22 protein-coding genes, 3 tRNA genes and 2 pseudogenes are annotated in these 25,727 nt (G+C 63.5%); 12 read left to right on the top strand and 15 right to left on the bottom strand.

The window, feature by feature from the left end; genetic code table 11:
- Positions 1 to 26 precede the first annotated feature (26 nt).
- Genes dsrO through I6L32_RS01980 form a run of 3 tightly spaced genes read left to right on the top strand, consistent with a single transcriptional unit; the run spans position 27 to position 5,018 of the window.
- The gene (dsrO, locus tag I6L32_RS01990) at positions 27 to 815 is read left to right on the top strand and encodes a sulfate reduction electron transfer complex DsrMKJOP subunit DsrO (protein WP_139700114.1); all 789 of its coding nucleotides are present in this window, start codon (positions 27 to 29) and stop codon (positions 813 to 815) included.
- Entirely contained in the window at positions 805 to 1,911 is a 1,107-nt protein-coding gene (gene nrfD, locus I6L32_RS01985) for an NrfD/PsrC family molybdoenzyme membrane anchor subunit (RefSeq protein ID WP_216944580.1), read from the top strand. Before dsrO ends, nrfD begins: the two co-directional genes overlap by 11 nt.
- Entirely contained in the window at positions 1,911 to 5,018 is a 3,108-nt protein-coding gene (locus tag I6L32_RS01980; protein ID WP_216944579.1) for a tetrathionate reductase subunit A, read from the top strand. The genes nrfD and I6L32_RS01980 overlap by 1 nt, the downstream gene beginning before the upstream one ends.
- A gap of 56 nt (positions 5,019 to 5,074) precedes the next feature.
- Here I6L32_RS01980 and I6L32_RS01975 read toward each other — a convergent pair.
- The 7 genes and pseudogenes from I6L32_RS01975 to I6L32_RS01945 form a co-directional block, all read right to left on the bottom strand.
- Positions 5,075 to 6,380, bottom strand: a pseudogene (locus I6L32_RS01975) (endonuclease/exonuclease/phosphatase family protein).
- Between the two features lie 82 nt (positions 6,381 to 6,462).
- Entirely contained in the window at positions 6,463 to 7,194 is a 732-nt protein-coding gene (locus I6L32_RS01970) for an EAL domain-containing protein (protein WP_216944577.1), read from the bottom strand.
- Positions 7,195 to 7,306: 112 nt separating this feature from the next.
- On the bottom strand, positions 7,307 to 7,579 hold the full coding sequence (locus I6L32_RS01965) for a hypothetical protein (protein ID WP_109112804.1): 273 nt from the start codon (positions 7,577 to 7,579) through the stop codon (positions 7,307 to 7,309).
- Between the two features lie 136 nt (positions 7,580 to 7,715).
- Positions 7,716 to 7,800 (bottom strand) — tRNA-Tyr (locus I6L32_RS01960).
- A gap of 31 nt (positions 7,801 to 7,831) precedes the next feature.
- Positions 7,832 to 7,916, bottom strand: a tRNA-Tyr gene (locus I6L32_RS01955).
- Between the two features lie 41 nt (positions 7,917 to 7,957).
- Positions 7,958 to 8,042: transfer RNA gene (locus tag I6L32_RS01950), tRNA-Tyr, on the bottom strand.
- A 222-nt stretch (positions 8,043 to 8,264) separates the two neighbouring features.
- Positions 8,265 to 9,353 carry a ketoacyl-ACP synthase III gene (locus I6L32_RS01945; protein ID WP_216944576.1) on the bottom strand — a complete coding sequence of 363 codons (1,089 nt, stop codon included), beginning with the start codon at positions 9,351 to 9,353 and terminating at the stop codon, positions 8,265 to 8,267.
- 200 nt (positions 9,354 to 9,553) lie between these two features.
- Here I6L32_RS01945 and I6L32_RS01940 point away from each other — a divergent pair, with 200 nt between their 5' ends.
- From I6L32_RS01940 to I6L32_RS01915, 6 genes are all read left to right on the top strand, one after another.
- On the top strand, positions 9,554 to 10,507 hold the full coding sequence (locus I6L32_RS01940; RefSeq protein WP_109112806.1) for a LysR family transcriptional regulator: 954 nt from the start codon (positions 9,554 to 9,556) through the stop codon (positions 10,505 to 10,507).
- Between the two features lie 128 nt (positions 10,508 to 10,635).
- On the top strand, positions 10,636 to 11,247 hold the full coding sequence (locus I6L32_RS01935) for a LysE family translocator (protein ID WP_216944575.1): 612 nt from the start codon (positions 10,636 to 10,638) through the stop codon (positions 11,245 to 11,247).
- Between the two features lie 178 nt (positions 11,248 to 11,425).
- Positions 11,426 to 13,288, top strand: coding sequence for a U32 family peptidase (locus I6L32_RS01930; protein ID WP_216944574.1), 1,863 nt, complete (start codon positions 11,426 to 11,428; stop codon positions 13,286 to 13,288).
- A gap of 117 nt (positions 13,289 to 13,405) precedes the next feature.
- Complete coding sequence (locus tag I6L32_RS01925; protein WP_139736647.1) at positions 13,406 to 13,735, top strand: DHCW motif cupin fold protein; 330 nt, start codon at positions 13,406 to 13,408, stop codon at positions 13,733 to 13,735.
- 44 nt (positions 13,736 to 13,779) lie between these two features.
- Positions 13,780 to 14,037, top strand: coding sequence for a DUF1272 domain-containing protein (locus I6L32_RS01920; protein WP_010673281.1), 258 nt, complete (start codon positions 13,780 to 13,782; stop codon positions 14,035 to 14,037).
- Positions 14,038 to 14,148: 111 nt separating this feature from the next.
- The gene (locus tag I6L32_RS01915) at positions 14,149 to 14,814 is read left to right on the top strand and encodes a class I SAM-dependent methyltransferase (RefSeq protein ID WP_216944573.1); all 666 of its coding nucleotides are present in this window, start codon (positions 14,149 to 14,151) and stop codon (positions 14,812 to 14,814) included.
- Positions 14,815 to 14,836: 22 nt separating this feature from the next.
- Here the strand turns inward: I6L32_RS01915 and I6L32_RS01910 are convergent, their stop codons facing one another.
- The 6 genes from I6L32_RS01910 to I6L32_RS01885 form a co-directional block, all read right to left on the bottom strand.
- Positions 14,837 to 15,313 carry a methylated-DNA--[protein]-cysteine S-methyltransferase gene (locus tag I6L32_RS01910; RefSeq protein WP_104454658.1) on the bottom strand — a complete coding sequence of 159 codons (477 nt, stop codon included), beginning with the start codon at positions 15,311 to 15,313 and terminating at the stop codon, positions 14,837 to 14,839.
- Positions 15,310 to 16,818, bottom strand: coding sequence for a DNA-3-methyladenine glycosylase 2 (locus I6L32_RS01905; protein WP_216944572.1), 1,509 nt, complete (start codon positions 16,816 to 16,818; stop codon positions 15,310 to 15,312). Before I6L32_RS01905 ends, I6L32_RS01910 begins: the two co-directional genes overlap by 4 nt.
- 139 nt (positions 16,819 to 16,957) lie before the next feature.
- Positions 16,958 to 18,436, bottom strand: a complete 1,479-nt coding sequence (locus I6L32_RS01900; protein ID WP_199770379.1) for a carboxypeptidase M32 — start codon at positions 18,434 to 18,436, stop codon at positions 16,958 to 16,960.
- 106 nt (positions 18,437 to 18,542) lie between these two features.
- Complete coding sequence (gene smrA / locus I6L32_RS01895) at positions 18,543 to 19,124, bottom strand: DNA endonuclease SmrA (protein WP_041211226.1); 582 nt, start codon at positions 19,122 to 19,124, stop codon at positions 18,543 to 18,545.
- A 115-nt stretch (positions 19,125 to 19,239) separates the two neighbouring features.
- Positions 19,240 to 19,389 carry a DUF3149 domain-containing protein gene (locus tag I6L32_RS01890; protein WP_010673287.1) on the bottom strand — a complete coding sequence of 50 codons (150 nt, stop codon included), beginning with the start codon at positions 19,387 to 19,389 and terminating at the stop codon, positions 19,240 to 19,242.
- Positions 19,390 to 19,544: 155 nt separating this feature from the next.
- A complete protein-coding gene (locus I6L32_RS01885; protein ID WP_041211227.1) occupies positions 19,545 to 20,432 on the bottom strand; it encodes a TraB/GumN family protein in 888 nt (295 codons plus the stop codon).
- Between the two features lie 70 nt (positions 20,433 to 20,502).
- Here I6L32_RS01885 and I6L32_RS01880 point away from each other — a divergent pair, with 70 nt between their 5' ends.
- Positions 20,503 to 20,835, top strand: a complete 333-nt coding sequence (locus I6L32_RS01880; protein WP_010673289.1) for a DUF1904 family protein — start codon at positions 20,503 to 20,505, stop codon at positions 20,833 to 20,835.
- Between the two features lie 60 nt (positions 20,836 to 20,895).
- Here the strand turns inward: I6L32_RS01880 and I6L32_RS01875 are convergent.
- Positions 20,896 to 21,474 (bottom strand): annotated as a pseudogene (locus I6L32_RS01875) (SDR family NAD(P)-dependent oxidoreductase); the annotation flags it as partial.
- Between the two features lie 80 nt (positions 21,475 to 21,554).
- Here I6L32_RS01875 and I6L32_RS01870 point away from each other — a divergent pair.
- Positions 21,555 to 23,441: a recombinase family protein gene (locus I6L32_RS01870; protein ID WP_216944571.1), complete on the top strand. Its 1,887-nt coding sequence runs from the start codon at positions 21,555 to 21,557 to the stop codon at positions 23,439 to 23,441.
- A gap of 256 nt (positions 23,442 to 23,697) precedes the next feature.
- Here the strand turns inward: I6L32_RS01870 and I6L32_RS01865 are convergent, their stop codons facing one another.
- Positions 23,698 to 24,708 (bottom strand): SEL1-like repeat protein, encoded by a 1,011-nt coding sequence (locus tag I6L32_RS01865; RefSeq protein ID WP_216944570.1) that lies wholly within the window; start codon positions 24,706 to 24,708, stop codon positions 23,698 to 23,700.
- A gap of 341 nt (positions 24,709 to 25,049) precedes the next feature.
- Between I6L32_RS01865 and I6L32_RS01860 the strand changes: the two genes are divergently transcribed.
- The gene (locus I6L32_RS01860; RefSeq protein WP_226014373.1) at positions 25,050 to 25,631 is read left to right on the top strand and encodes a recombinase family protein; all 582 of its coding nucleotides are present in this window, start codon (positions 25,050 to 25,052) and stop codon (positions 25,629 to 25,631) included.
- Positions 25,632 to 25,727 lie beyond the last annotated feature (96 nt).

The following is a 25,727-nucleotide window of genomic DNA, read 5'->3' as shown; positions in this document are numbered from 1 at the left end:
AGCAGCTCAGCAGAAGGAAAGACGCCATGGAGCCCAGCAAGCGCCGATTGTTATCCGGGATCGCCGCCCTCACCGCAGGGGCGGCCCTGATCCCCGTCACCCAGGTTCAGGCGCAGTCCGTTCCCGCTCCCCGCAACGGGCGGGCGGCCATCAGCCGGGGGGACGGGCGCAAGCGCTACGGCATGCTGATCGACCTGCGCCGCTGCGTCGGCTGCCAGGCCTGCACCGTGGCCTGCACCATCGAAAACCAACCCCCCCTCGGCCAGTTTCGCACCACGGTGAGCCAGTACGAGGTGAGCGACGTGGGCGCCCTCGAGGCTCCCGCCTCTCTCTTGATGCTGCCGAGGCTGTGCAACCACTGCGCCGAGCCCGCCTGCCTCGATGTCTGCCCCACCGGCGCCACCTTCCAGCGCGACGACGGCATCGTCGTGGTCAACAACGACTGGTGCGTCGGCTGCGGCTACTGCGTGCAGGCCTGCCCCTATGACGCCCGCTTCATCAACCACGAGACCAACACCGCCGACAAGTGCACCTTCTGCGCCCATCGGCTGGAGGCGGGGCTCTTGCCCGCCTGCGTCGAGAGCTGTGTCGGAGAGGCGCGCATCATAGGCGATTTGAACGACCCCAAGAGCCGGATAAGCCGCTTGCTGCGCGAACACGAGCCGGCGCTCAAGGTGCTCAAGCCCGAGGCCAATACCCAGCCGCGGGTATTTTATCTGGGCATGGACGAGGCCTTCGTCAGCAAGGTCGACGGCAATCCGGCCCTGCGCACCCTGCTCACCGACGATGGCAAGGAGATAGCCCATGGTCATTAACGAACTGCTGGCCCCGGCTCAGCCCATCACCTGGCTGCCCTGGGCGGTGCAATATTTCTTTCTCATCGGCCTCGCCTACGGGGCCCTCTGGCTCGGTGCGTTTGAGCTGTGGCGCAAGGCACCGGACCCGCGGCTGCAGACCCTGGCGGCGGTGTTGATGGTGGCGGCCGGCCTGGTGGCTCCCATCGCCCTGACCGCGGATCTGCACCAGCCGGCCCGAGCCTGGCACTTCTACGCCCAGGCGCGCTTTGGCTCCGTCATGTGGTATGGCGCCTATCTGCTACCGTTGTTCAGCCTGCTCTCCATGCTGTTCGGCTGGCTGCTGCTAAGGCCAGCCCTGGCCCGGCGCGGTGCAGAAGGGGACAAGATAGCCCGCCTTGCCCGGCTGCTCTGCCTGGGAAGCTGGTCGGGGCACGTTTGGCTGCGGCCCCTCTCCCTGCTGGCGGCCCTGAGCGGGCTCAGCATCGCCCTCTACACCGGGCTCGAGACCATGGCGGTGGCGGCGCGCCCGCTCTGGCACACCCCCTGGTTGCCCTGGCTGCTGACCCTGAGCGCCGTGCTGGGGGCCCAGAGCGCCCTGCTGCTGCTCAACCGCTTGCTGGCGGGCTGGCGTGCCCAGACCGAGTCGACCCTGCTGCGCCAGAGCGGCTGGACCTTGAGCCTGCTGGCCCTCTCCCTGCTGGGCTGGGCCCTGCTTGGCGGCGCCTCGGCGGCAGAGGCCGCGGCCCTCTATCGGCTCGACCCGAGCTGGCGGCTGGCGGCCCACTGGCTGTTGCTGACCCTGGGGCTGGCTGGCCTGCTGATGCTGATCCAGCGAAGGATCTCTGCCCGCCTGGCACTCTGGGGGCTGGCGCTGCTGGGGCTGCACCTGGTGTGGGGCCTGCGCTGGCTGGTGCTGATCCAGGGGCAGCTCGCGCCCAAGTACGGGGCCGGCGTCTATCTCTATGAAATCGCCTGGGGTCCGGCCGGTGTGCTCGGCATTCTCGGTACTTTCGGTCTGCTGCTGGCCCTGCTGGTGGCCCTCTCGGAGCTGGTGCGCCCCTCTGCTTCCCCCGCCATCAAGGCACCCACTCCTTTTGCACGCGAGGCACTCTGATGGATCACAGCAAACGCAAGTTTCTCAAGGGTGCCGCCATCGCCGGCGGTACCGGATTGTTCGTCGCCGGTTACAGCGACACCCTCAAGCAGGTGGCGACTGGCCTCGCCACCGGCAGCTCGGGCCAGCCGACCCGGGATCCCATCCATGGCAACTCGCTGGCCGTGGAGTACCGGGTTGACGAGCAGGGGGAGCTGCACCCCAACCCGGCCCAGCGGGTTGCCAACACCATGTGCCTCGGCTGCTGGACCCTGTGCGGAGTGCGGGCCCGCATCGACAACGAGCGCGACCAGATAGTGCGGATCCTGGGCAACCCCTATCACCCCCTCTCCGCTCGCCATCACATTGACTTCAAGACCCCGGTCAAGCAGGCGCTGCTCGCAACCAGTGGCTACCAGGAAGGGGGGCTGGACGGGCGCTCCACCGCCTGCGCCCGGGGCAACGCCATGCTCGAGCAGCTCGACAGCCCGCAGCGGGTCACCCGTTGTCTCAAGCGGGTGGGGCCCCGTGGCAGCGGCCGCTGGCAGAGCATCCCCTTCGAGCAGCTGGTGGCCGAGGTGGTGGAGGGGGGAGACCTGTTTGGCGAGGGCCAGGTTGAGGGGCTGCGGGCCATCCGCAACCTCGCCGAGCCGCTCGACCCGGCCAACCCGGAGTACGGCCCCAGGGCCAACCAGCTGCTGGTGAGCAACGCCTCGGACGAGGGGCGGGATCACTTCATCAAGCGCTTCACCTTCAACAGCTTCGGTACCCGCAACTTCGCCAACCACGGCGCTTACTGCGGCCTGTCGTTCCGGGTCGGGGCCGGCGCCCTGCTGGACGATCTGGAGAAGAACGCCCACCTCAAGCCGGACTGGGACGAGAGCGACTTCCTGCTGTTCATGGGCACCTCGCCCCAGCAATCGGGCAACCCCTTCAAGCGCCAGTCCCGTCAGCTGGCGGCTAACCGGGCGCGACCGGGCAAGCCGTTCTCCTACGTGGTGGTGGCCCCCAGCCTGCCCAACACGGTGAACATGCCCTCCGCCCCTGCCAACCGCTGGCTGCCCATTCGTCCCGCCACCGACTCGGCGCTGGCCATGGCCATGCTGCGCTGGATCATCGACAACCAACGCTATGCCGAGCCCTTCCTGACGGCACCCCATGCTGCCGCCGCCGAGCGGGCCGGTTATCGCGGTTTTTGCAACGCCAGCCACCTGGTGGTCAGCGATGAATCCCACCCGCGCTTCGGCCAGATGCTGCGCTCAAGCGATCTCGGGCTGCCCTTTGAGGGGGAAGCCTATGGGGAGGGGGACGCCATGCTGATAGAGGAGGCGGGGAGCGGCGAGCCGAGACCCGCCGGCCAGTGTGAGCGGGCCAACCTCTGGGTGGATCGCGCCATTCAGGGCCCCAAGGGGGAGCTGATGGTGAAGAGCAGCTTCCAGCTGCTGGCCGAGGCGTGCCGGGAGCACACCCTCGAACAATACAGCGCCGAGTGCGCCGTGCCGGTGGCCGATATCGAGGCGCTGGCGCGGGAGTTCACCAGCCACGGTACCCGGGCGGCCGTGGTCTCCCACGGCGGCACCATGAGCGCCAACGGCTTCTACTCGGCCTGGGCCATCATGATGCTCAACGTCATGGTAGGGAACTTGAACGCCCGGGGCGGCGCCGTGGCGAGCGGCGGCAAGTTCGATCCCTTCGGGGCGGGGCCGCGCTACGATCTGGCGAGCTTCCCCGGCATGGTCAAGCCCGCCGGGGTCTTCCTGTCGCGATCCAAGTTCCCCTACGAGAAAACTTCCGAATATCGGCGCAAGCGCGAGGCGGGCCAGAACCCCTATCCAGCGCAAGAGCCCTGGTTCCCCATCTCGGGCCCCTTGCTCGGCGAACACCTGACCGCTGCGGTGAACGGCTATCCCTACCGGCTCAAGGCCTGGATCAATCACATGGGCAATCCCCTCTACGGCCAGGCCGGGCTCAGCAAGGCCATCGGCGAAGAGCTCAAGGACCCTGCCGTGCTGCCCCTTGTGGTCAGCATCGACAGCTTCATCAACGAGTCGTCGGCGCTGTCGGACTACCTGGTGCCGGACACCCTCACCTACGAGTCCTGGGGCTGGGCCACCGCCTGGCACGGGGTGATGACCAAGGTTTCCACCGGCCGCTGGCCTATCGTGGAGCCCCGTGTCGCCAAGACCGCCGAGGGGGATCCGGTCTGTATGGAGTCCTTTTTTATCGCGGTGGCCAAACGGCTGGGGCTGCCGGGCTTTGGCGAGGGGGCGCTCAAAGGGGCGGACGGCAAGTTGCATGCCCTGCATAAGGCGGCGGACTTTTCCCTCTACGGGGCGGCCAACGTCGCCTATCTCGGCGAGCCGGTGCCTCCTATCGGGCCTGAGGATCTCGCCTGGTCCGGGGTGGAGCGGATCCTGCCGGTGCTGAACGCCACCCTGAGTGCGGAGGAGGCGGGCCGCGCCGCCTATCTCTTCGCCCGTGGCGGGCGCTTCGAGCCGGCGGCCAAGGGGCGCGACGAAGCGGGTCAGCCAAGCAAGCGCTGGCCCAAGCCGCTGATGGTGTGGAACCCCGAGGTGGGCAGCCGCCGCCACAGCCAGAGCGGGCAGTTCCTGAGCGGTACCCCGCGCTTTTTCCGTCCCCAGCTGGCGGACGGCACGCCGCTCAATGAGGCGTTCAAGCCGGCCCAGTGGCCGCTGCTGCTCACCAGCTACAAGTCCCACACCATGAGCTCCATGAGCATCGGCTCGGATCGCCTGCGCCAGGTGAACCCCAGCAACCGGGTGCGGCTCAATGTGCAGACGGCGGCGCAGCTGGGCATCGAGAGCGGGGACAGGGTGCGGGTCAGCACCCCGGATGGGAGCGTGATCGGGGTGGCCGAGTGCGTGGCCGGGGTGCAGGCCGATGCCATCGCCATCGAACACGGCTTCGGCCACAAGGAGCTGGGGGCGCGGGAACACTGGATAGACGGCCAGAAAGTGGTCGCCAATCCGTTGCGCGGAGCCGGGGTCAATCTGAATGACTTGGCGGTGCTGGATCCCAGCCGCCATGGCCGCTATCCCCTGGTGGACTGGGCCATCGGCTCGTCGGCCCGCCAGGGGCTGCCGGCCCGGGTGGAGAAGCTGGTATGACAAACCAATGAAAACGGGGCCTGCGGGCCCCGTTGCTTATCTGCTCTGCGTCACTGTCACAGTGTGACGTCGACCCACACCAGGCGGTGATCCGAGCTGACTCCCTTGGCGATGCCGAACTTGGCGTCATACACCAGGTGGTAGCCCGGCTCGAAGCTGGCTGGCCAGAACACGCCGGAGGCGACCGCGTTCAGGTTGGCGGAGGGCAGCACGTGGTCGAGCTGCAGGCCGCTGCTGCTGGTGATGCGCTCCGGGGTGGGGCGGTTATTGTTGCGCTTGCACTGATCCGGCTGGCTGGCGAGGCACTCGGGGCCGCCCTGGCTGACCGGGATCAGGGCGCCGTTGGTGACGGCCTGGTTGACCAGCACATGGTTGTGCAGCGCCTGAATGGCGGTGAGATCCCCATCGCCAATCTGGGGATCGGCGTTGAGATCGCCGGCGATGACGAACTTGGCGCCCTCGGGCAGGCCACCGACCTTGCCGGCGTCATCCACCATGTAGCTGGCGGTCTCCACGTAATCCTGCCAGAAGGCGACTTCGGCCCGGTTGTGCTTGACGTTGTGGCGCGCCGCGTTGCCGAAGATGGGCGGAGTCGGGTGGGAGATAAGGAAGTGGATCACCTCCTCCTTGTTGCCACGCTTGATGCGCACCGGCACGTCGGCGTGGTTCTTGGAGGAGAGGGGGAGCGCCTGCCAGGCGGCGTCGTCATACCAGGCATCGCCGCACTGGCGGCCGGCCGGGATCGGCGCCTTGGCATTGTTGCAGTCGTCGATGACGGGGTTCGTTTCGCCCGGCATCTCCTTCCACTTGAATGTCTGGAAGGTGCGGATCTGCTTGGTATCGATGGGGTACTGGGACATCACGGCGAAGGCGTACTGGCCGTGGTAGTTGCCAAAGCCCCAGGCGTCGTCCGGCCCGTTGTTGACCTTGCCGTCCAGGTTGAGGTCATGGCCGCTCATCAGGCCGGTGTTGGTGGCAAAGTTCTGCAGCACCGGGTAGCTGATGGCCTTCACTTCGTCGTGCTGGGCGTGGGCCAGGTAGTTGTCGTTGAAGGCGTTGAGGTCCGTGGTGTCGCTGCCCTTGCCGTCATTGTCGAATTCGTTGAGCAGGAACACATCCGGCCGGGTACGCTGGATGATTTCGGCGATGTTGCGGATCTGCTGCACGTCGAGGGCCTTGGTCTTCTGGGCGCCGCTCAAGGTGCCGTCGGCGAGGCGGGCCAGCAGGGCATCCTGCTCGGTGCGGGTCAGGGCGAGCTCTTCCCCCAGCATGCCGGGTGCAGTGCGATCGAAGGCGAGATTGAAGGTGGCAAAGCGAACCATGGCGGGCCTCGGCGTCAGTGTGGCCGGGACAGCCTGCCATCTTTGGCAGGAAAATGGCAGCACCCTGCCGAATTTCATGGGAAAGGTGCCCGGGTTTCCCCCGTGACACGCAAGCGCCCGGCTCAGGCCCAGCGGGAGAGAGGGGAGGGAATGGCGTAGGCGTAGCCCTGCTGGTAGTCGCAGCCCAGCCGGTTCGCCACCTCGATATGGGCCTGGGTCTCCACTCCCTCGCACACCACGGCCATGCCGAGTCGTTGCAGGTATTTCACCAGCCCCGTCAGCATGTTGAGGGCGTGGGTGCTGCGCGCAGCCTGAAGCAGCAGGGAGCGATCCAGCTTCACGATCTCGTAGGGAAGCATCATCAGGCGCTGGAAATTGCACGCCAGGGAGCCGAAGTCGTCACAAGCGATGTGGGCGCCATGGGCCCGCAACACCTCGATCATCTCCCTGTGCTGGTGTTTGATCCTGACGTGCTCCAGCACCTCGAACCAGATGTCGATCCCCAGCTTGCGGGCCTGGAGCAGCACCAGCAACAGCAGATTGCGGTAGGTGGGGCTGGAGAGCGCCGGATTGAGGTTGATGGAGAGTGCATAGGGGCCTTTTTGGGCGAGCACGGGCAGATCGCGCATGATGGCCCTGAGCATGACGATATCCAGGTGCAGAGCGTCATCTTCGCCGAGGGCGGCAAAATCGATGCACTGATAACCCTGGCTATCGGCATCCCAGCGCCTGGCCAGCACCTCATACCCCTTGACTTGACGATCCTGGCCGATGATGGGCTGATAAAAGGGGACGACGATATCCGCCATGTTGGCCATGGCCCTTACGGGAGACTCTTCTTTGAACGCAAACATGGTTCTCACCTGACGGGAACATGGTTACGCATCATACAGGGAGGGTCTAAAGGGAGGCTGTAGGAAGAGTCTGATAATGGGCCCTGCTTGGGCGTGGGCAGGAAGGAGGGGGTCAGGGAAGGGCATGGCCCTGTGCAGGTGCGGCGCCAGCCTGGGGGGCTGCGTGCATGGCCTGGGCAAGCCAGGACCAGTCGAGCATGGGGGAACCCGCCTTGAAGCGCTGATAGGCGTATCCCTGGCGGATGGTCAGGAAGAGGGTGCTTGGCAGGCCGAGGCGGTTGAGGTAGCGCACCATCACGTCTCCCTGATAATCCCGCAGCCGCAGTTGCAGCTCGGGCAGTGTCAGCCCGTGCTCGCGACCCGTTTCATCCCAGATTTCAAACATCTGTGTGTACTCCTTGCGACATGAGGCTCCACTGTTTCTAAAAAGTGCGGGGAGGGCAATTGTCAGATCTGACAGCGCCATATGGATTCTATCCAGAAAAGCGAAAACCCGGCGCGAGGCCGGGTTGTCTGAAGGATGGTGGAGGGAGAAGGATTCGAACCTTCGAAGGCAGAGCCGTCAGATTTACAGTCTGATCCCTTTGGCCGCTCGGGAACCCCTCCACAGGGGCATTGCATATTGTGTTCAGGAAGATGGTGGAGGGAGAAGGATTCGAACCTTCGAAGGCAGAGCCGTCAGATTTACAGTCTGATCCCTTTGGCCGCTCGGGAACCCCTCCACGGGGTATTTTCCTGATTTTACTTACTTGACGCACTTGAATGGTGGAGGGAGAAGGATTCGAACCTTCGAAGGCAGAGCCGTCAGATTTACAGTCTGATCCCTTTGGCCGCTCGGGAACCCCTCCCCAAGTGCGAGGCCGCATACTACCAGATCCGGCAAGGTTGTGAACCCCTTGGCCGCATTCTGACGACAAAAAAGTGTCAAGTGGTCATTTTTTGATATGTTTCGCTCAAAATTCACACTTTTCAATGACTTTTATGTCGCTGCCGAAACGGCGAGGGGGCGTGGGGGGCTGGCTGCCAGGAGCCACGGGGCTCCTGGCGGATCATGGGGCGCTGGCGCTCATTCAGGCGTCGGCGGGGCGGGCCTGCTGGCAACCCTGCACCGCATGGGCGATGAGTTCGAGGGCGCTCTGCTCGCAGGGGGGCAGCACCTCGTCGCAACTCGCGATCGGGGTGACGCGATCCCCCCACTTGATGAGGGCGGCGCCCCAGGTCAGCCCGGCCCCGAAGGCGGCGGTCAGCAGGTAGCTGTTCGGCTTGACCCGACCCTGCTCCAGCGCCTCGCACAGGGCGATGGGCACAGTGGCGGCGGAGGTGTTGCCGTACTGCTCTATATTGACCATCACCTTATCCATGGGGGCATTCATCCGCTTGGCCAGGGTCTCGATGATGCGCACGTTCGCCTGGTGCGGCACGATGAGGTCGACCTGCTCGGGGGCGATGCCCGCCAGGGTCAGTACGGTGCCGGTGGCTTCGCCCATGCCGCGCACGGCGCGCTTGAAGATCTCCTGCCCCTCGAAGTTGAAGGTGAAGAGGCCGTCAATGTCGGCGAAACGCACCCTATCCGTACCGAAGTTCGGCACGTGCAGTATCTCCCGCGCTTCGCTGTCACAGCCGAGCTTGCTGGCAATCAGGCCGCTCTCCTGCTCGCTCGCCTCGATGATGACGGCGCCGGCGCCATCCCCGAACAGCACGGCGGTGTCGCGCTTGGCCCAGTCCAGCAACTGGGTCAGCCGCTCGGCACCGATCACCAGCACCCTTTGCATCATGCCGGTCTGCACCAGGGAGGTGGCGACCGAGAGGGCATAGACGAAGCCGGTGCAGGCGGCGTTGAGGTCGAACACCGCCGCCTTGTGGGCGCCGAGGGCCTGCTGCACGGCGGAGGCACCATTGGGGACCAGCGTGCCCGGGGTGGCGGTCGCGAGGATGATGCCATCGAGGGCGGCGGCGTCCAGGCCTGCGCACGCCAGGGCGCGACGGGCGGCCAGGGTGGCGAGCGCCTGGGTGCTGACATGGGAGACCCGGCGGGCCTTGATGCCGGTGCGCGGGTAGATCCACTCGTCCGAGGTATCCATGATGGTGCCGAGGTCATCGTTGGTCAGCGAGGCGGGGGGCAGGCATTTTCCCCACCCGGTGATAGTGGCGTATGTCATCTTGTCGTCGCTTGTCGTGATGGCCGCCCTGGGGCGGGAAGTGGCGAAATTATGCCGCACGGGGCGTTCACTGTCATCCTGCGGCCCCTCCAGTGTAAGAGGAGTGGGAGGAGCAAGACCGTGATTTTGCTTAAATTTCCGCTTCTCCTTGCCGTAAGATGAAGGCCCGATCCCGGCGACCCCTTCCCGAGGTGACTCCTGTGCACAAAGCGAATCTCAATCTCTTGCCCACCCTCAAGGTGCTGCTGGAGACCCGCAATATCAGCCGGGCGGCGGAGCTGCTGAACCTGAGCCAGCCCTCCATCAGCAAGCAGCTCGGCCAGCTTCGCAGCGAGTTTGGCGACGAGCTGCTGGTGCGGGAAGGGCAGCGCTGGCTGCTGACACCGCGGGCCGAGGCCCTGGCGGCCCAGCTTGCCGATTCCCTCGGGGCCCTGGAGCGGCTCTACGAGGCGCCGGAATTTGCCCCCGAGCGCTGCGAGCGGGTGTTTCGGCTCGCCTCCTCCGACTACGTGGCCCAGCACATCCTGCCGGACATCTGTGCGGCCCTGGCGAGGGCCGCCCCCCGGGCGGCGCTGGAGTACAGCCTGTGGGACAAGCGCCAGTTGCCCCAGCTCTGGCAATCGGAGCTGGACATGGTCTCCACCATCACGGAGCTGGTGCCGGACCAGATCCGCGGCCTGCATCAGGGGGAGGACAGGCTGGTGGTACTGATGGGGCGCCATCACCCGCTCTCTGGCATGGCGCCCAGTCTGGAGGATTACCTTGCATGGCCCCACCTGCAGGTGAGCGGGGGCGGGGACAAGGACAGCCCGGTGGAGCAGGTGCTGGCCCCCCGCGGGCTCTCCCGCCGCTGGTTTGCCCGGGTGCCCTTCTTCCAGGCCGCGGTGGAGGTGCTGCTGCGCACAGACTGTCTGATGACCACCCCGGCCCATATCGCCTGGCAGCTCTCCCGGGAACATGCCCTGAGTTTTTGCGATCTCCCCTTCGCCACCCGGGTCCAGCAGTATCATCTGCTGTGGCACCAGCGCCACCACCTGGATCCGGCTCACCGCTGGTTTCGCGAGCTGGCCTATCCCTTCCTGCGGGATCACCTGCAATTCACCCTGGGGGAGAGTCGCAAGCAGTTGGCCCGAGGGCCGCAGGTGAGCCGCTGATGGCAGCGGGTTGTGCCACTCTATAGCCACTGGCTATGGACTCTATTCATAACTTTCACTTCTGGCATAGCGAGCCACCCCCTACCCTGATCCCGGGTGACAACAATCGACACGAAGGAAGAGAAGGTATGGAGCTGACGAGTTGGCTGGCGCTGGCCGCCATTTGCGTGATGGGGGCCATCAGCCCGGGGCCGAGCCTGGCACTGATCATCCGCAATACGGTGCAGGGAGGGCAGGGCCACGGGGTTGCCACGGCGCTGGGACACGGCCTGGGAGTCGGCATCTATGCGCTGATCACGGCCCTCGGCCTCGCCATCATGATCACTCAGACCCCGCTGCTGTTCGATCTCATCCGCTACGGCGGCGCGGCGTTCCTCGCCTGGCTCGGGATCAAGGCGTTGCTGGCCAGGCCCGCAGGGGGGGAGGCAGGCAAGGAGGATGGGCACCCGCCACGGGGACGTCAAGGGGCGTTCGAGGGCTTTATGGTGGCCTTCTTGAACCCCCAGCTCGCCATCTTCTTTATCGCCCTGTTCAGCCAGTTCGTGCATGCCGACACCGGCTGGCGTGAGGGGGGCATCATGATGATGACCGCAGGCGGCATCGATGCGCTCTGGTATGTGCTGGTGGCCCTGGTGCTCTCTCGCGGGCCCGTACTCGCCTGGCTCAAGGCCAAATCCACCGTGATCGACAAGGTGAGCGGCCTGGTGCTGCTGGGGCTGGCCCTCAAGGTCGTGATCTAGCTCCGCGTCGGGTGCCAGCGTAGTCGGCACTCTCTCAGGGCCGGGGGATGAGGGGGCAGCCAGACGTTCTTGTACCGGGTCAATCCTGCATTCTGCGGTGATCTTAAGCGGGATCAAGGCGGGGGGCGGGGAGTCTGGCTAGAGTGGCGGCCATTTGCAGCCCTTCGAACCGGACGTTATGCGCGATCAGAACCATCACAACCGCCTGGAGTTGCTGGCCCCGGCCAAGAACCTCGCCTATGGCATCGAGGCCATCAACCACGGCGCCGATGCCGTCTACATGGGGGGCCCCGCCTTCGGTGCCCGCCGCGCAGCGGGCAACAGCCTCGAGGACATCGAGGCCCTGGCCCGCCATGCCCACCGCTTCGGCGCCCAGGTCTTCGTCGCCTTCAATACCCTGCTGCACGACCACGAGCTGGAGCAGGCCCGGCGCCTGACCCACCAGATCTACGAGGCAGGCGCCGATGCGCTGATCGTGCAGGACATGGGGCTGCTAGCGCTCGATTTGCCCCCCATCGCGCTGCACGCCAGCACCCAGACCGACAACCGCACCCCGGAAAAGGTGAAGTTTCTGCAGGACGTGGGCTTCTCCCAGGTGGTGCTGGCCCGCGAGCTCTCCCTTGCGCAGATCCGCGAGATAAGCGCCGCCACCAGCGTGCAGCTGGAGTTCTTCATCCACGGCGCCCTGTGTGTCTCCTACAGCGGCCAGTGCAACATCAGCCACGCCCGCACCGGGCGCAGCGCGAATCGCGGCGAGTGCGCCCAGCTCTGTCGGCTGCCCTGTTCCCTGCAAACGCCAGGGGGGGAGGTGCTGGTGGAAAACAGCCACCTGCTCTCCTTGAAAGACATGGATCAGACCGACAACCTGGAGGCGCTGATCGCCGCAGGGATCCGCTCCTTCAAGATTGAAGGGCGCCTCAAGGGGCTCGACTACGTCAAGAACGTCACCGCCTGGTATCGTCAGAAGCTGGACACCATCCTGGCGAGCCGCCCCGATCTGGTGGCCGCTTCCGCCGGTCGTTGCAGCTACACCTTTACGCCGGATCCCAAGAAGAGTTTCAACCGGGGCAGCACCGACTACTTCCTCCATGGCCGACAGCCAGGCATCGACTCGCCGCGCAGCCCGAAATATGTCGGGGAGCCGCTCGGGCGCGTCACCAGCGTGACCCGCGATGGCATCGAGATCGACGGCCAGGCCGTTGCCCTCAACAACGGCGATGGCCTCGGCTTCTTCAAGCCGGGGGGCGAGCTGGTGGGGATGCGCCTCAATCAAGTGGAAGAGAAGGCACAGAGCAAGCGGTTACTCCTGTCGGAACCCATGCCCGGTCTCAAGGTGGGCACCGAGATCTTTCGCAACCACGATCAGGCCTTCAGCAAGCAGCTCGAAAAGGGGAGCGCGGATCGCCGCATCCGGGTCGATATGCGGCTATCGGAGTGCGACGAGGGACTGCGGCTCGAACTTGTGGACGAGCAGGGCGTCGGCGCCGCCGTCACGCTCCCCTGCGACCAGCAGCCGGCCGACAACCCGGAACGGGCGCTGCAACAGGCCAGGGATCAGCTCGGCAAACTCGGCAACACCCTGTTTGTGGCTCGCCAGATTGAGTTGGCATTCACTCGCCCGCTATTTATTGCGGCTTCACAGCTTAACGGCTTGCGCCGGGAGGGGATCGCCGCCCTGGAAGCGGCCCGTCTGGCTGCCTACCGACGACCCGAGCGGCGCATTCCCCTGCGAGGCGCCGTTTATCCCCAGCATCGGCTCTCCTACCTCGGCAATGTGCTGAACAGCGCGGCGGAGCAGTTCTTTCGCCAACACGGGGTGGGGAGCATCGCCCCCGCGTATGAGGCGAACAAGGAGGAGCGAGAAGTGGTGCTGATGACAACGAAGCACTGCATCCGCTACAGCCAGCAGCTCTGCCCCAAGGAGGTGCCCGGTCTCAAGGCCGAGCCCCTGGAGCTCAAGATGGGCAAGGACAGCTTCCGCCTGCGTTTTGACTGCCACCGCTGCGAGATGCAGGTGATGGGCAGCCTGAAGAGGGGATGATTGCCCGTGTGGGCATGGGGCTGGAGCGGATTTGATGGCAGTATGGGGCGCGGCCTAGTCACGGATATCCCGTGGCGAGCCGCCTTCCCCCAGCCTTCTTCTGACAAAGGATCCGTCATGAACATCAATGCACTGCCGTTTTGCACCACGAACTGGGCCGAGGTCCCGCCGACCGAACACAAGGGAGAGCGCGGCGTCGCCCTCTGGCACACCCGGCAGTTCGGGGAGCTGCGGGTGCGAATGGTGGAGTACTCCCCCGGGTATCTGGCGGATCACTGGTGCAGCAAGGGCCATGTGCTGCTCTGCCTCGAAGGGGAGCTGCACACCGAGTTGCAGGATGGCCGCGTCTTCACCCTGACGCCGGGCATGAGCTACCAGGTGGCGGACAACGCCGAACCCCATCGCTCCTACACCGAACTGGGCGCTCGCCTCTTTATCGTCGACTGAGCCGCCCTCTTTCCCGCTTTCCCCTTGCGCTTCAGGAACTTGCCATGCTTGAACTCAGACCCAACTGCGAGTGCTGTGACCGGGATCTGCCCGCCGACACGGCGACGGCCTACATCTGCTCCTTCGAGTGCACCTTCTGCGCCGAGTGCAACGATCAGTATCTGCACCTGACCTGCCCCAACTGTGGCGGCGAGCTGGTCAGGCGCCCGCGCCGCCCGGCGGCCAAGCTGGTGAACAACCCCGCCTCCCTCCAGCGCGTCTTCAATCCGGCTCTGAAAGCGGCGCTGGGCAAGGGGGGCTAAGGCCCTCCCTTCATGGGAAGGGCTGGGCTGGCAACTGGCTCGTCCCTGTGGCTCTTGACCTTCTCCCGGCGGCAGCCCCTATCAAGGGGGCTCACACCAAAGGAGCAAAAGATGACGGAGCGATTCGAAGGAGAAGGGGCGAAGGCCTATGACAGCCGCATCCCCCTGCTGGTGCCAGGCTACGAGCTGCTGCACCAGCTTTGTGCCTCCCGGCTGATGGCCGCGCTGGGCCAGGAGGCCCGGGTGCTGCTGGTGGGGGTGGGCACGGGCAGCGAGTTGCTGCTGCTTGGCCGTCTCTGCCCCCGCTGGACCTTTGTGGCCCAGGATATCTCGGCGGACATGCTGGCCCAGGCCAGGATGCGGGCCGAGCAGGCGGGCATGGGGGAGAGGGTGTGCTGGCACCTGGGCGCATTGCCTGTGGTGGATAAGCCTTGCGATGGCGCACTCTGTCTGCTGGTGCTGCATTTTCTGGCGCAAGATCCCAAAGCCGCGCTATTGGGTGATATTTATCGCCAGCTCAATCCTGGCGCTCCCCTGCTGCTGGCGGATCTGATGGCGCCAACGGACCCGCTCGAGCGCAAGGCCATGGGGTTGCAAGCCGCCCTCGCCGGTTTGCCGCTTCCTGCCTGCGAGCAGATGGTGCGCCGCCTCGGAGGGGACTTCACCTCCCTGGACGAGGGACAGACCCGGCGCCTCTTGCAAGGGGCCGGTTTCGCGGCGGCGCACCGCTTCTTTCAGGCGTTGGGGTTTCACGGCTGGCTGGCGCAGCGGCAGTGAGCCCTGGCCGGGTGGCGCCGGATCAACGAGAGGCCCTCTCCAGCGTCAGCAGTGCCTGCTTGATGGGCAGGCCTCCCGCATAGCCGGTGAGGCTGCCATTCTGGCCGATCACCCGGTGGCAGGGGATGATGATGGAGAGCGGATTGCGGCCGTTCGCGGCACCCACCGCCCGCACCGCGTTTGGCTTGCCGATGGCGCGGGCGATGTCGCCGTAGCTGCGGGTCTCCCCGTAGGGGATGTCGCACAGCGCCTGCCACACCGCTTGCTGAAACGCCGTGCCCCTGGGGGCGAGCGGCAGGGTGAAGCGCTGCAACCGGCCCGCGAAGTAGTCCCGAAACTCGGCGAGGAAGGGGGCGAGCGCCTCGCCGTCCTGCTGCCAGTCCTGCATGTCGGGAAGCGGCCGCAGTCCGGCCAGGAAGTCCACATGGACCAGGCCGCGTTCGTCGATGGCGACCAGCAGTTCGCCTTGGTCGGTGAGCATCATGTCATATCGGATCATGGGCTCTTCTCCTCGTCTTGTGTCTGTGCAGGCCGGGTGAGCAGCGTCGGTTGTTCACTCATGGCGTGCCACAGCCAGCTCGCGGCATAGGCGCGCCACGGCTGCCAGGGGGCGCTGCGCGCTGTCACCTCTTTCACCGGCAGCTTGTCACCGCCCCCCAGCGCCTTTTGCAGCACGAGATCCGAGGCGGGGAAGGCATCCGTGTCGAGCCCGCAGCGCAGCCGCCAGTAAGCGACCGTCCAGGGACCTATGCCCGGCAGCGCGAGCAGTTGCTCGTCGCTTGCCGTGGCGAGGGTGAGTGCGCCGCTTGCGAGCGCCGAGGCCAGCCCTTGCAGGGTGCGGATGCGGCTACCAGGCATGCCGATACCGTCAAGATCCAGCTCGCACAGCTGGGTCGGGGTGGGCAGCTGCGCGGTGCCGAACTGAGCCTGGGTGCGCGCCACCAGGCGCCCCATGATGGTGATGGCACCCTTGACCGACACCTGCTGGCCGACGATGGCGCGCAGCATCACCTCGTATTCATCCCACCCCCCCGGCAGCCGCACCCCGGGCCATCGTCCCTGGATGCCGGCGAGCAGCGGATCCTGCCCCAGGTGTTCGCCGATGCGGCCCATGTCGGCGTCGAGATCCCACATGCGGCGCACGCGGTACAGGATGTCCGGCAGCGCTCCCGGCGGCAGATCCCGCACCGTGAGTCTGAGCCTCTCCCCCTCGACGGGCTCGATGCGGATGAGCCCCTCCTGCTCGCCGACCCGGTGACGGCGTTCGTAACCGTGCTCATCCACCCGCTCCAGCCCCGGAATGGCGCGCAACCGGTAGAACGCGAGCATGGCCTGGACGTCGAACGGCGGGCGATACAGCAGGTGCAGTTGCAGGCTCGATTGCGGCGTCTCCTGCGGCGCGCCCCCTTCCTGCTTGCGCAGGGCGCCCGGTGTCATCCCATACGCCTGCAGCCAGGCGTCGTTGAAGCGACGAATGCTCGCAAAGCCTGCGGCAAACGCCACGTCCGTGATGGGCAGGCGCGTTTCCGTCAGCAGCCGCTTCGCGAGCAGCAGGCGGCGCGTCTGCTCCACCTGTTTCGGCGAGGCACCGAGGTGTTGCTCGAACTGGCGCCTCAGGGTGCGCTCCGTGATCCCGGCCTGCGTTGCAAGGTAGCCCAGGCTGTGCTCCGCCAGCTCGCCGCGCTCGATGCGCGCCAGCACCTGGGCGACGAGCGGTGGCAGATCGCCGCTCTGGGCCGGTGCGAGCTCGGGGCGACAGCGCAGGCAGGGGCGCAGCCCGTGCTGCTCCGCCGCCGCCGCGAAGCGAAAATAGCGCACATTGTGCTCGTGCGGTGCCCGCGCCGGACACACGGGGCGGCAATAGATGCCGGTGGAGAGCACCCCGGTGAAGAAGCGACCATCGAAACGCGCGTCTCGCGCGAGGCGTGCGGTGTGGCACTGCTCCCGGGTGAGACCCGGGATGATCTCGTCCCGTTGGGATGAATGCGGGGGCTCTGTGGTCATGGCATGGCTCGGGTTGCTGTGGGCATGTCCCAGAGACTAAGCGGGGGCGAGAGGGGTGACTAGCCAAAAACGGACAGGAATAGCAAAAATAGTCGGGCAGGGGAAAAGCGGGCGCGACGAGGGGCGCGCCCGGGAGCGGTTATTTTAGGTAGCGCTGTTCGAGGTGTTTGCGCAGCCACTGGGGATTGAGCGCCTCACCGGTCGCGCGGCGAATGAGCTCGTCCGTGCCGTGCAGGCTGCCCTGGGACCAGATATGGCGACCGAGCCAGCCAAAGATCTCCGGCAGGCGGCCGGACTCTACGAGCGTGCCCATGTCGCCGAGCTCACGCTCGAGTGCAAAGCGCAGCTGCGCCGCGTACATGGCGCCGAGCGTGTAGCTCGGGAAGTAGCCAAACGAGCCGTCCGTCCAGTGGATGTCCTGCATGCAGCCATTCTGGTAATTGCCCTTCGTGGACAAGCCGAGCCACTGTTGCATCTTCGCGTCCCACAGCTCGGGGATGTCCGCGACCTCGATGCGCCCTTCCATCAGGTCCCGCTCCAGCTCGTAGCGCAGGATGACGTGGGCCGGGTAGGTGACCTCGTCCGCATCGACGCGGATAAAGCCGGGCTCGACCCTGTTGTACAGCTTCTCGAGGTTCGCCGGTGCGAGCGCATCCTCTGCCCCGAAGTGCGCGCGAATGCGCGGCGCAATCAGCGTGAGGAACGCGGGGTGATGGCCGAGTTGCATCTCGCAGAACAGGCTCTGGCTCTCGTGAATGCCCATGGAGCGCGCCTCGGCCACCGGCTGGCCGAGCAGTGCGCGCGGCAGGCCCTGCTCGTAGCGTGCGTGGCCCGTCTCGTGGACGATGCCCATCAGGCTGGAGACGAACTCCTGCTCGTTGTAGCGCGTGGTGATGCGCACGTCCGTCGGCACGCCGCCGCAGAACGGGTGGCTGCTCACGTCGAGCCTGCCGTGAGCAAAATCAAAGCCGAGCAGTCCCATCACCTCCTGGCCGAGCGCCTGCTGCGTCGCAACCGGGAACGGGCCTTGCGGGGTGAGGAGGGTGTCGCTCTTCTGCCGCTCGCTCACGGTCTGGATGAGGCCGGGCAGCCAGCTCGTCAGATCGCCGAAGATCTGATCCAGCCTCGCGCTCGTCATGCCGGGCTCGTACAGCGCCAGCATGGCGTCATAGGGGCGCACCCCGAGCGCCTCTGCGCGCAGGCGAGCCACCTCCCGCGACAGGCGCACCACCTCCTCGAGGTTCGGGGCAAAACCTGCCCAGTCGTTCTCCTTGCGCTGGCGACGCCAGGCGTGTTCGCATTTGCTGCCGGCCAGGGAAAGCGCCTCCACCAGCGCCCCCGGCAGCAGGCTTGCATCCTGCCACTGGCGCTTGATCTCCCGCAGGTTCGCACGCTGGTGCTCGTCCAGCGGTTCACTCTCTGCCTTGGCAATCCACTCCCCAAGCTCGGGGGCGGTGCGCTTGCCGTGGATCAGCACGCCAAGCTCCGCCATCGCCTCGGCGCGGGCCTCGTTGCCCCCCTCCGGCATCATGGCGGCCTGATCCCAGCCGCAGATGGCGGAGAGGTGAGAGAGGCGGTGCAGTTGTTGCTGATGTTGTTCGAGTTTCTGGTATGACATGGGATTGTCCTTGTTATCGTCCCTGATGGTATGCACCCCGTACCTGGCATGATCGGGGCCGCCCGATGCTAGCACTGCCATCCACCCTGGTGCCACCCTCAGGCAGTCAGCCGAGGCGCTTCTGGTGCCGTTCGCGGTTTTCCGCCTTCTTGCGCTCGCTCTTGCGCAGCAATACGTAGAGCGCACCGCTGCCGCCGTGGCGGCGCTCGGCGCTGTGCATGGCCATCACCGAAGGCAACTGTGGCAGCCAGGCGCTGACATGGCTCTTGAGCAGGGCACGCGGGGTGCTGCGCTCCCCCTTGCCGTGCAGGATCAGCAGGCAGCGGATATCCCGCACTTCGCACTCCTGGACGAACTGCACCAGGGCGATACGGGCCTCGTTGAGCGTCTTGTGGTGCAGGTCGAGGGAGCCTTGCAGCTCGTACTTGCCAAGGCGCAGCTTCTTGTAGACCCCCTCCTGCACGCCGTCACGCTTGAAGCCGACGATGGCGTGGGGGTCCAGCATCTCGACTGCTTCTGTGCCAAGGTGATCCAGGGTGAGTTGTTCGGCGGTGGCGGCTTCCCGGCGCGCGAGTTGCGCCTCGGTGGGCTGGCTGTTGCCCGCAACGGGGGCGATATGGTCGCTGCGAAGGGGCCGCACGTCGGCCACTTCCTGCAGGAACAGTGAGAGTTCGTCGTTATGAGACACGGCAGGCTCCCCGCATGAAAATGAGGGAGCCAGTATAGCGGGCCTTGGTGGGCCTTAGAATGGCAACGCTCGCGGGCCCCGGCCCTGCCGGGGAGGGCGGTCTGAGCGAGCCTGGTTATTGCCCCTCTTTGGGCGGCTCTGCGTGCATCACCTTGTAGATGAAATAGACCGCATAGGCGCTGATGAGCAGGAAGGTGCCGAAAATCACCAGCATGGACATCAGCCCCACGCTGTTGCCGAACATCAGGTTCATCCAGAATTCCATCTCGTTCACTCCTGTCACTGGGCGGTGACAGGCATGATAGATACCTCTTCAGGAGGGAGGGGATGATCTCGATCAACTCCCTCTCTGGTTATTTAATCGGCAGCAAATTCTGTGAGCCGACGCGCATCCGGCGCGTCAGGTCGCCGGACTGGACGCTATTTTGCTTTCTCCAGGGTCGGTTCGGTGAGGGGCGTGATGCGCCAGCCCTGCTGCTCCAGCAGGGCGAGCAGCCCGTGCTCGCCGTAAAGATGCAGGGCCCCTACCACGATAAAGCTCTCGTTCGGCAGGCTGGGCCACTTCTTGACCCAGTTGCGGTTGCGCTCTGCCAGCAGGGTCTGTTCCAGCCAGGCTTGCAGCTTGGGCGGCGCCATCTCCTCCCTGAGCAGATTGATGAGGGTGTCCTGATCCCCGTTCTGCCAAGCGGTCATCACGGCGTCGAACCCCTGCTGGATGTCGGGCAGCTCGTCCAGGGTGCTCTCCAGCATCAGGGTCTGGTTGTCGCCGACGCTCGCGAGATAGCCGAGCTGCTCCAGCAGGGTCTCCAGCCCGACGATGGGTTTGCCGCCGTCGTTCGCCCGCTTGGCGAAGTGCTGGTCGACACCGTATTCACCGCGATAGCCGGTGCGCTCCAGGGCCGCCTGGGTCAGGGTAATGGCCGCAAACCAGGGACGCAGCGGGGCCAGCATGCTCTCGTTCAGACCATTCTGGCCCGCGGCGATGAGGGTGCGACGGTAGAGGTCGATGGGCAGGTGATCCTTGAGGGTCTTGCCGTCGACGAGCCGGGTGATGGCGCCCATCTCCTGCCACTGCTCCTGGCTGATGTGGGTCATGTCCACCTCCATCACCAGGGCGCGGCTCTGCTGCCAGGCGCGCTCCACCGGGTCCGGCAGGGGATAGAGAGAGGGTTTGCCCGCATGGATGGACCCCAGCAGCCAGTGCTGTTCGTTGCCCTTGTTGATGCGGTAGAAGGCCGGATCGGCCATGGCATGGAGCGGTAGCAGCAGGCAGAGCAGGAAGGAGAGCAGCGTGGGATGGAATCTCATGAGGCACCTTATGTGAGCTGGATGAGTGCTCTATGATAAGTCCTCATTTGTCACAGCCAAGAGGTTTCCCATGCCCCACCTTCGTTTTCGGGCAGTTTCTGTCGACACCCTGCAGCGGATAAGCGCCCCCCTGATGACGGATCTCTGCGCCCTGACCGGTGGCAAGCCGGAGTTCGTCACCCTGGAGTGCGTGCCGAGCCAGTGGGTACGAGATGGCCAGCCCGAAGCCGGTTTTCCCTTCGTGGAGCTGGTCTGGTTCGAGCGACCGCAGGAGATGCAGGATGCCGCCGCCGCCCTCATCACCCGCCACCTGAAAGGGGTGCTGGGGGAGCAGACCTATGTGGTGGTGCAGGTGCTGCCCATCGTCAAGAGTCACTACTACAGCAACGGCCAGCACTATTGAGCGGGCATCGTTGCTGAGACAGGTGCATGTCAAGAGGAGGGCCCGCCGAGGGCACCTTTATCAGGCGGATTTGATCAGCAGCTTGTCCAGCCAGTGGCTTGGCAGCAGGCGGCGCAGGACGGTAAACAATTTGGTCGGGAAGGTGACCGGGTAGCGGTGCCTGGGACGCTTGCTCGTGAGCGCATGCAGTAACGGCGGGATGCAGGCCTCGCTTGGCAGGGTAAAGCCCCGGGCACCCCCTTCACGCTCCAGCCTGGCCAGTGTCTGGGCATAGGCGTCCTGGTGGCGGCTGGTGGCGGGGTCTATGTGGCGCAGGAAGGCCTCCCGGGCATTGGCGCGAAACCGGGTGTCGATGGGGCCGGGTTCGATCAGGCTGATGTGCACGCCGCTGCCCGCGAGTTCCAGGCGCAGGGTGTCGGTATAGCCTTCCAGCGCGAACTTGCTGGCGTTGTAGGCGCCACGATACTTCATGGCCACCAGGCCAAGCACCGAGCTGTTCTGTACGATGCGCCCCTCGCCTGCCGCCAGCATGGGGGGCAATATCTGGCGAATGAGGTGATGCCAGCCAAAGAGGTTGGTCTCGAACTGCTCGCGCAGCGCCTCGGTGGGCAGATCTTCCAGCGCACCGGGCTGGCCGTAGTGTCAATGTTAGATGGATCTTTTCGATGATGGCAGTATGCTATCCGCACCAGTCAGGCCAATCGCCGCACGGAGTCAACATGCCAAAGCCAAAACCCATGATCTACCCCTACTCCCGGATAAGTTCAGCCAAGCAGGCCAAGGGCCAGGGTCTTGCCATGCAGCAGGAGGAGGAATTGCTTGAAAAGCTAAAGGAGCGCTATGGCATGGAGATTTACGGGGGGCGCATGGTCGACAGCGGAAAGTCCGCATTCCACGGCAAGCACATCGCAGACGGGCAACTGGGTTGGTTCTTGGCTGCCGTCCAGTCAGGGGAAGTGGCCCCCGGCTCGATCCTTGTTGTCAGCAGTCTCGATCGATTTAGCCGTCAGCAGGTTCGCCGAGCGTCCCGCGACCTAGTTAACGTGCTGGATGCCGAAGTGGGGGTTTACTCTGTTTACGAGGGCAGATGCTTCTGTGACCCGAAAGGCAACAGAGGCAACGACTCAGCTGATATTCAGTACGCTACCGCAGTGCTCGACCGAGCAAACAACGAAAGCGCCACCAAGCAGGCCCGCACCCACAAAATTCGCGATCTTGCAATCGCTCGCCATCTGCGAGGAGAGCGCCACGAGTCTGGCTTTGCCTACTCGATTAAGGTCGTGGGGAATGACGTATGGTGGGTCGATAATTCTGATGGCGTTGTCCGTCCCCACGAACAATATGCCCCGCTGGCGAAACAGATCGCGCTTCGATTGATTGCCCGAGAGAGCCCGCTGAATGTCACCAAGTGGTTGAATACCGAGGGCATCACCTGTCCCATCAATCGCAGCGACAAGAAGGCGAAAGGTGCGTGGAGCCACCACGTTATACGCCGATTCCACTTAAACCGGGCGCTTATGGGTGAGAAGCGAATCAACCAGACGGTGTTGGATGGATATTACCCGGCAGTCCTGACGGAGGATGAATACCTCCGGCTGGTTCACGCCCGGACTTGCAGTATGCGCCCAAAGTCATCTGGCCGAGCCAAGGTTATTAGTTTGTTTGCAGGGGTGGAACAGGTGCAGTGTCGGCATTGTGGTGCAGGAGTGCATCTCAACTCAGAGGCGGGAGGGTATGTCAACTACCGATGCAGCGGCTTCAAGACTGAATTGGCCTGCCCCGGCTGGAGTAAGCGAGCCCGCGACATTGAAAGCGCCTTGTTAAGTGTCTGTCTCGCCGAGACTTGGAAAGATCCTGAGCAGTTGCCATCAAGCCGAGTGCCAGTGATTCAAGGGGAAATCTACCGGTTACAAGCTAGTCTCGATAATCTTGTGGAGATGGCGAGAGATAAAGGATTCCCCAAGATCTTGATCTCGGAGATAGCCGATCTGGAAGCGAAAATAGAACGCCTTGATAGCGAGCTCGAACAAGCCAGAGTCGAAGAGGTCGCCAAGCAGGTACACAGTGCAGCATCAATCCGCGAGCGCTGGAAGGCTATCACGGATAACGTCTTAGATCCGACCAACGATGAGTCTCGCCACCATATGCGCGAGTTACTGCGAGATTCCATAAAATCGTTCCGTATCGGGCGGCCAAGTTACATGGGTGTTGAAGACCGAGAGAATGCGTTGAAAGCAAGGGAGATGTTGGACGCAGCCGCAAGGGGGGCGATTGTGCTTGAGGAGGATGAGCGCAAATTTTTGGAAGGCGTGAGGAATAGTCTTTTCAATGATGAGGGAAAATCTAAAGGGCATGAGCGCTTTACGGTCGTACTGGAAATGGAGTTCATAAACGGGACGCGCCGGGTTGTCACAATAGGCAGAAACGGCCCTATCGCAGTGGCTGGCATTGAGAGGGAGCAGCTACCGCCGGAAGTAAAGGCACAGCTAGGGGAGGCGCCCGCGAGCCTCTTCAACACATACGCCCCGATTAGCCTGGATGACGAGGCATGGTTGCAGGAGGAGTTTAAAGGCTTCCCCACCAACAGGGAGACCAGCGACCAATGATGGGTTAAACGCTCCAGCTCGAGGGATTGTGTTGGACTCTCTGGGAGATAACGCATCAATCTTTTGTCTCACTGATCTCACTGATCTCACTGATCTCACTGATCTCACTGATCTCACTGATCTCACTGATCTCACTGATCTCACTGATCTCACTGATCTCACTGATCTCACTGATCTCACTGATCTCACAGGATGACAGGCGGCAATAATGGGTGTTCGTTTACCGCAACGCCCCATATACGCACTAGCCAACGGGCTATGACTTGGGCTGGTACTGCTTAAAATACTGGGAAGCCAGTGCCTGCGCCTTTGCTAATTCGGAAGGTGTCAAACTCTCAGCTAATTCATCACGGTTTTTGGCTGCCGCCTCGTTTCCATTGGCAGCAGCTACAGAACACCAGACGTAAGCTAGTTTGTCATCTTGTGCCACCCCCTGCCCATTGGCGTACATCACACCGAGGTTGGATTGCGCAACGTCATGGCCTTGTTCGGCGGCCTTATGTAACCAAGTCGTGGCCTGCTTGAAATTTTGTACCACCCCATGGCCTTTGGCGTACATCACGCCAAGGGCGGCTTGCGCATCGACATTACCCTGTTCTGCCGCCTTCAGGTACCAAGCCTCAGCCTTTTTATAGTCCTTGGTCACCCCTTGGCCATTTATATACATATCGGCGAGGTTGGATTGTGCATCTACATCACCCTGTTCTGCAGCTTTGCTTAACCAGAACACAGCCTTCTCATCGTTCCGTATTCCTCCAGAACCAATCCCAACTCCCCATCCCGTTTTGTACAACATGCCGAGGTTGGATTGCGCATCGACATTGCCCTGTTCTGCCGCCTTGAGGTACCAAGCTTCAGCCTGCTTAGAATCCTGTTTAGTTCCAAGAATACCAAAGTCGTATATCAAACCAACTTGGTATTGCGCATCGACATAGCCCTGTTCTGCCGCCTTGAGGTACCAAGCTACGGCTTGTTTATCATCCTCATCGACTCCCCACCCCACATTGTACAAAAATGCTAAATAGTACTGTGCATCGGCATTACCCTGTTCTGCTGCCTTGAGGTACCAAGCCGCAGCCTTCTTATCGTCCTTGGGCACCCCTTCGCCATTATTGTATTTCAAGCCTAGGATGAATTGTGCCTCAGCATTGCCCTGCTTGGCTGCATTCTGAACATCAGTAAGGGGTGCGTTGTTCCAATCTGTCGCTTGTAATGGCGCCCCCCAACAAGCCCCAATGATCATCAGTGCAAAAATTCCTTTTTTCATCTATATGTTACCGTTTTATTGATACTGCCTCGCATCTTACCGCAGATGACAGCATCGGTGGATTTCTGGGATCTCAAAATGGAGCGGGAACAACACGGAAATCACCACATCTGGTTGCCAATTTGCTCACTTGATCAAAATCTCACCAGTCCCAATAAATGAAATTACACGCACAACGAACGTTGAACATTGTGTGTGGCTGTTGTTAATCCGAGACTAATCCCTTTCTTGCTTTGGCTCAAAATTTGTACCTTTTGAGCCACCCAAACACCCCATCGAAAAGAGTGGCTCAAAAGTGTTGATTTAGTTATGAGCCAGCTCTATATTATGAGCTATAGTTTGTGAGCCATCTGTGGGGGATTGTCATGGCGGTTATCGGGTATCTGAGGGTGAGCACTGGCGAGCAAAGCGTAGAGGCTCAGCGACACAGCATTGAGCAGATCCACAAGGTAGAAACGTGGTTCGCAGACGAAGGCATATCTGGCGCAGTGAAGGCATTAGAGCGCACGGAATTCTCCGAGCTGTTCAAGTTTGTGCGGAAGGGGGATACGCTAATTGTTCCCGCCGTTGACCGTCTTGGGCGTGACACCATCGACGTTCTACACACGGTTGAAGCGCTGCAAGCCAAGGGCGTGTCGATTATCAGCTTGCGGGAGGGGTTCGACCTATCCACGCCAATCGGTAAGGCAATGCTGACCATGCTGGCCGCTGTCGCAGAGCTGGAGCGCTCAAATATCAAGGCCCGTCAGATGGCCGGGATCGCTAAAGCCAAGGCAGAGGGCAAAGCATTAGGGCGTGAGAAGACCATCGACGATACCGCCGTTGCTATCTGGCGGAAGGAAAACAGCGCAAGCATCCAGGCGACCGCCGAACATTTTGGGATTTCACCCGCCAGTGTGAAGCGAGCCTGCAAAGCAGCGTAATGACGATCCAAACAACACGCGAATAAAGCAACAACATACCGGCCAAGCGCCGGTATTTTTTTGTCTCGAATATGGTGATCGGTCATCTATTTGTGT

This window comes from Aeromonas sp. FDAARGOS 1402 (assembly GCF_019046925.1).
GTDB lineage: Bacteria > Pseudomonadota > Gammaproteobacteria > Enterobacterales > Aeromonadaceae > Aeromonas > Aeromonas caviae.
Note: the sequence above shows the minus strand (reverse complement) of the source record. Positions and strands in the feature narration are given on the sequence as shown.